This is a genomic window from Micromonospora sp. D75, assembly GCF_018070405.1.
Taxonomy (GTDB): domain Bacteria; phylum Actinomycetota; class Actinomycetes; order Mycobacteriales; family Micromonosporaceae; genus Micromonospora; species Micromonospora chalcea.
On record NZ_JAGPXV010000524.1, the window covers coordinates 1 to 4,308 of the forward strand.

Genomic DNA, 4,308 nt, shown 5'->3' on the forward strand with positions numbered 1-4,308 from the left:
ACGGCCATCCGCACGGAGACCCCGTTGGCGACCTGTTCGACGATGGTGGAGCGGGGCGAGTCGGCCACCTCGGGCGTGATCTCCATGCCCCGGTTCATCGGCCCGGGGTGCATGACGATCGCGTGCTCGGGCAGCCGGCGCATGCGCGGCCCGTCGAGCCCGTAGCGGCGGGCGTACTCGCGGGCCGACGGGAAGTAGGAGTCACCCATCCGTTCGCGCTGCACCCGCAGCATCATCACCACGTCCACATCTGGGAGAACGGCGTCGAGGTCGTAACAGACGTCGGTGCCGGGGGCCAGGGCGGCGGCGATGTCGACCGGGATGAGCGTGGGCGGGCCGATCAGGGTGACCTTCGCGCCGAGCGTGGACAGCAGCAGCACGTTGGAGCGGGCCACCCGGGAGTGCAGCACGTCGCCGACGATCGCCACGTGCAGGCCGTCGAGCCGGCCCAGCCGGGACCGCATCGTGTACGCGTCGAGCAGCGCCTGGGTGGGGTGCTCGTGGGTGCCGTCACCGGCGTTGACCACCGACCCGTCGACCCACTCGGCCAGCCGGTGCGGCGCGCCCGAGGCGGGGTGCCGGACGACCACCGCGTCCGCGCCCATCGCCTGGAGCGTCAGCGCGGTGTCCTTCAGGCTCTCCCCCTTGGCCACGCTGGAACCCTTGGCAGAAAAGTTGATCACGTCGGCGCTGAGCCGCTTGGCGGCCGCCTCGAACGAGATCCGGGTCCGGGTGGAGTCCTCGTAGAAGAGGTTCACCACGGTGCGCCCGCGCAGCGCGGGCAGCTTCTTGACCTCGCGCCCGGCCACCGTCGCCATCTCCGCGGCGGTGTCCAGGACCAGGGTGGCGGTGGCGGCGTCCAGGTCGGCGCCGGAGAGCAGGTGCCGGATCATGCGGGAGAGCCTCCGTACAGCCGTACCTCGTCGGCGCCGTCGGTCTCGGCGAGGGTGACCTTCACGTTCTCGGCCAGCGCGGTGGGGATGTTCTTGCCGACGTAGTCGGCGCGGATCGGGAGCTGACGGTGACCGCGGTCGACCAGGACGGCGAGTTGCACCGAGGCCGGGCGGCCGACGTCGCTGAGCGCGTCGAGCGCGGCCCGTACGGTGCGGCCGGAGAACAGCACGTCGTCGACGAGGATCACCCGCTTGCCGTCGATCCCGCCGGACGGCAGGTCGGTCGGGCCGACCGCGCGGGTGGCGTGCCGGCGCAGGTCGTCGCGGTAGAGCGTGATGTCGAGCACGCCGACCGGGACGGTGACGTCCTCGAACGTGCTGATCCGGTCCGCGAGGCGGCGGGACAGCGGCACACCGCGGGTGGGGATGCCGAGCAGCACGGTGTCGGCGGCGCCCTGGGTCTTCTCCAGGATCTGGTGGGCGATGCGGTCGACCACCCGCGACACGTCCGCAGCGGCGAGGATCACCTTCACCGAGGGTTGTCGCGGCGGTGACGAATGGGCAGCCGGTGGGTAGGCCACGGCGGACCTCCTTCCCCGCCTCACGGGACGGGTCGTTAAAGGACGTCTGGGTCGGCTCCGGGGGCCCGCGCGGGGCCCGGACCGGGGCTTCACGCCACGTTACCAGCGGTCACCGGGCCGCCCGCCGCCGGTACTGACCTGCTGGTCAGCCCGGAGAAATGGGGACAAGCCACACGAGCGTCCTAGACGTCGTGGACAGCAACACTTGACCGCGTGTCGCAATCCCCGTACCGTCACGCTCCGTAGCGATAGCTGGGAGAACCCCGAGCAGCACTGGGAGTGTCCGAATGCCCTCTGAATACGCCAAGTCGCTGGGCGCCCGCCTGCGCTCCATCCGCCAGCAGCAGGGCCTGTCCCTGCAGGGGGTGGAGGAGAAGTCGAACGGGCGGTGGAAGGCCGTGGTGGTCGGCTCGTACGAGCGCGGCGACCGCGCCGTCACCGTGTCCCGCCTGGCGGAACTGGCCGACTTCTACCGCGTTCCCGTCTCGGAGCTGCTGCCCGACGGCAGCGGGGTGCGTCACGAGCCCACCAGCAAGATCGTGCTGGACCTGGAGCGGCTCTACGACGAGGCCTCCGAGGACCTGGCCTACGTCGCCCGCTACGCGCGCGCCATCCAGCAGCAGCGCGGCGACTACAACGGCCGGGTGCTCTCCATCCGCGCCGACGACCTGCGCGCCCTCGCGATCGTCTACGACGCCTCACCGTCGGGGCTGATCGAGCGGCTGACCGAGCACGGCGTGCTGGTCGCCGACCCGCGGGCGTTCTTCGCGTCCTGACATCCGCGTACGAGAAGGGCCCGTGCCGTCCGGCACGGGCCCTTTCGTCGTCGGAGCGCGGGGCTCAGCGGCTGGCGTACTCGGCGATCCGGCCGAGAATGCCGTTGAGGAACCGGGGCGAGTCGTCCGTCGACATCTGCCGGGCCAGCTCCACCGCCTCGCTGATCGCCACCGCGTCGTCGATCTCGTCGACGTAGAGCAGTTCGTACACGGCGATCCGGGCCAGGTTGCGGTCGACCACCGGCATCCGGTCCAGCGTCCACCCCTCGGCGTAGCTGGCGATCGTCTCGTCGATCCGGTCGAGGTGCGCCGCCACGCCCTCGACCAGCCCGACCGCGTAGCCGAGGTGGTCGGGGCGCGGCTGCTCGATCCGCTCCAGGTAGCCGGCGAGCACCTCGACCGGCGGGCGGTCCCGCAGGTCGGCCTCGAAGAGCACGTCCAGCGCCCGCTTGCGCGCCTTGCGACGCGCGGGCATCTGCTGCTTGGGACCCTCGGCCATCAGGCTCGGCCGAGGTAACGGCCGTCGCGGGTGTCGACCTTGATCTTCTCACCGGTGGTGATGAACAGCGGCACCTGCACTGTGGCGCCGGTCTCGACGGTGGCCGGCTTGTTGCCGCCGGTCGACCGGTCGCCCTGCAGGCCCGGCTCGGTGTAGGTGACCTCGAGCACGACCGAGGTCGGCAGCTCGATGTACAGCGGCACGCTCTCGTGGGTGGCGACGGTCGCCTCGGCCTCGGGGAGGAGGTAGTTGGCGGCCTCGCCGACGGTGCCGCCGGGGACGGTGATCTGGTCGAACGTCTCCAGATCCATGAAGACGTAGTCCTCGCCGTCGGCGTACAGGTACTGCATGGTGCGCTTGTCCACGGTCGCGGTCTCGACCTTGGTGCCCGCGTTGAAGGTCTTGTCGACCACCTTGCCGGACAGCACGTTCTTCAGCGTGGTGCGCACGAAGGCACCACCCTTACCGGGCTTGACGTGCTGGAACTCGACGACGGCCCACAGCTCGCCGTCCAGGTTGAGTACCAGGCCGTTCTTCAGGTCGTTGGTGGTGGCCATTTCCTGCCTTGATCATCAATTGGCGGACAGACCGTCCAAGTCTACTCGCCCTGTCGAATCGGACTCGCACGCTGAGCCAGATGCTGCAGCGCCAGCCGGTAGCCGTCCACGCCCAGCCCGCAGATCACCCCGGTCGCCACCGCCGAGACCACCGAGTGGCGCCGGAACTCCTCCCGGGCGTGGATGTTGGAGATGTGCACCTCGACCAGCGGGCCGCGCAGCATGGCGCAGGCGTCCCGCACCGCTACCGAGTAGTGCGTCCAGGCCGCCGGGTTGAGCACCACCGCCGCCTCCTCGTCGGCCGCCGCGTGCAGCCAGGCCAGCATCTCGTGCTCGGCGTCGGTCTGCCGGACCACCACGTCCAGCCCCAGCTCCCGGCCGTGCCGCTCGCAGTCGGCCACCAGCTGGGCGTAGCTGGTCACCCCGTACACGTCGACCTGGCGGGTGCCGAGCCGGCCCAGGTTCGGCCCGTTCAGCACGTACACCCTCATGAGCTGATCTCCGCGTACGCGGCGGCGAGCAGGTCGTCCGGCGGCGCCTCCAGGATCGCCGGGCGGGCGATCCCGTCGAGCACCACGAACCGCAGCCGGCTGCCCCGGGCCTTCTTGTCCACCCGCATCGCGGCCAGCAGTTCCGGCCAGGCGTCGGCCCGGTAGCCGGTCGGCAGGTCGAGCGCGGTCAGCACCCGGCGGTGCCGCTCGGCGTCGGCCGCGTCGAGCCGGCCGGCGAGCCGCGCGAGAGTGGCCGCGTAGACCAGGCCGACCGACACCGCGTGACCGTGCCGCCAGCGGTACCCCTCCACCTTCTCGATCGCGTGGGCGAGGGTGTGCCCGTAGTTGAGCACCTCGCGTACCCCGGATTCGCGCAGGTCACCGGCGACCACGTCGGCCTTCACGCGGACCGCGCGCTCGACCAGTTCCCGCAGCACCGGCCCGGCCGGGTCGAGCGCGGCGGCCGGGTCCCGCTCGACCAGGTCGAGGATCACCGGATCGGCGATGAACC

Annotated in this window: 7 protein-coding genes; 1 reads left to right on the plus strand and 6 read right to left on the minus strand. The window is 71.2% G+C overall.

Features of this window, described 5'->3' with window-relative positions:
• Positions 1-893, minus strand: an 893-nt coding sequence (locus KBX39_RS24600) for an aspartate carbamoyltransferase catalytic subunit (protein WP_210872732.1), incomplete at its 3' end; no start/stop codon positions are given.
• A complete protein-coding gene (gene pyrR / locus KBX39_RS24605) occupies positions 890-1,474 on the minus strand; it encodes a bifunctional pyr operon transcriptional regulator/uracil phosphoribosyltransferase PyrR (RefSeq protein ID WP_043324953.1) in 585 nt (194 codons plus the stop codon). The genes pyrR and KBX39_RS24600, both read right to left, overlap by 4 nt.
• Positions 1,475-1,761: 287 nt before the next feature.
• On the opposite strand from pyrR, the gene KBX39_RS24610 reads away from it, so the two are divergent.
• Positions 1,762-2,250 (plus strand): transcriptional regulator, encoded by a 489-nt coding sequence (locus KBX39_RS24610; RefSeq protein ID WP_013285505.1) that lies wholly within the window; start codon positions 1,762-1,764, stop codon positions 2,248-2,250.
• A gap of 64 nt (positions 2,251-2,314) precedes the next feature.
• On the opposite strand, the gene nusB is transcribed toward KBX39_RS24610, so the two are convergent.
• The 4 genes from nusB to KBX39_RS24630 all read right to left on the minus strand — a co-directional run.
• Positions 2,315-2,725, minus strand: coding sequence for a transcription antitermination factor NusB (gene nusB, locus KBX39_RS24615; protein ID WP_174534511.1), 411 nt, complete (start codon positions 2,723-2,725; stop codon positions 2,315-2,317).
• 23 nt (positions 2,726-2,748) lie between these two features.
• Positions 2,749-3,306 carry an elongation factor P gene (gene efp / locus KBX39_RS24620; RefSeq protein ID WP_013285503.1) on the minus strand — a complete coding sequence of 186 codons (558 nt, stop codon included), beginning with the start codon at positions 3,304-3,306 and terminating at the stop codon, positions 2,749-2,751.
• Between the two features lie 41 nt (positions 3,307-3,347).
• The gene (gene aroQ / locus KBX39_RS24625) at positions 3,348-3,797 is read right to left on the minus strand and encodes a type II 3-dehydroquinate dehydratase (RefSeq protein ID WP_043324954.1); all 450 of its coding nucleotides are present in this window, start codon (positions 3,795-3,797) and stop codon (positions 3,348-3,350) included.
• A partial coding sequence (locus tag KBX39_RS24630; RefSeq protein WP_369010123.1) for a 3-dehydroquinate synthase occupies positions 3,794-4,308 on the minus strand: 515 nt, incomplete at its 5' end. The genes KBX39_RS24630 and aroQ, both read right to left, overlap by 4 nt.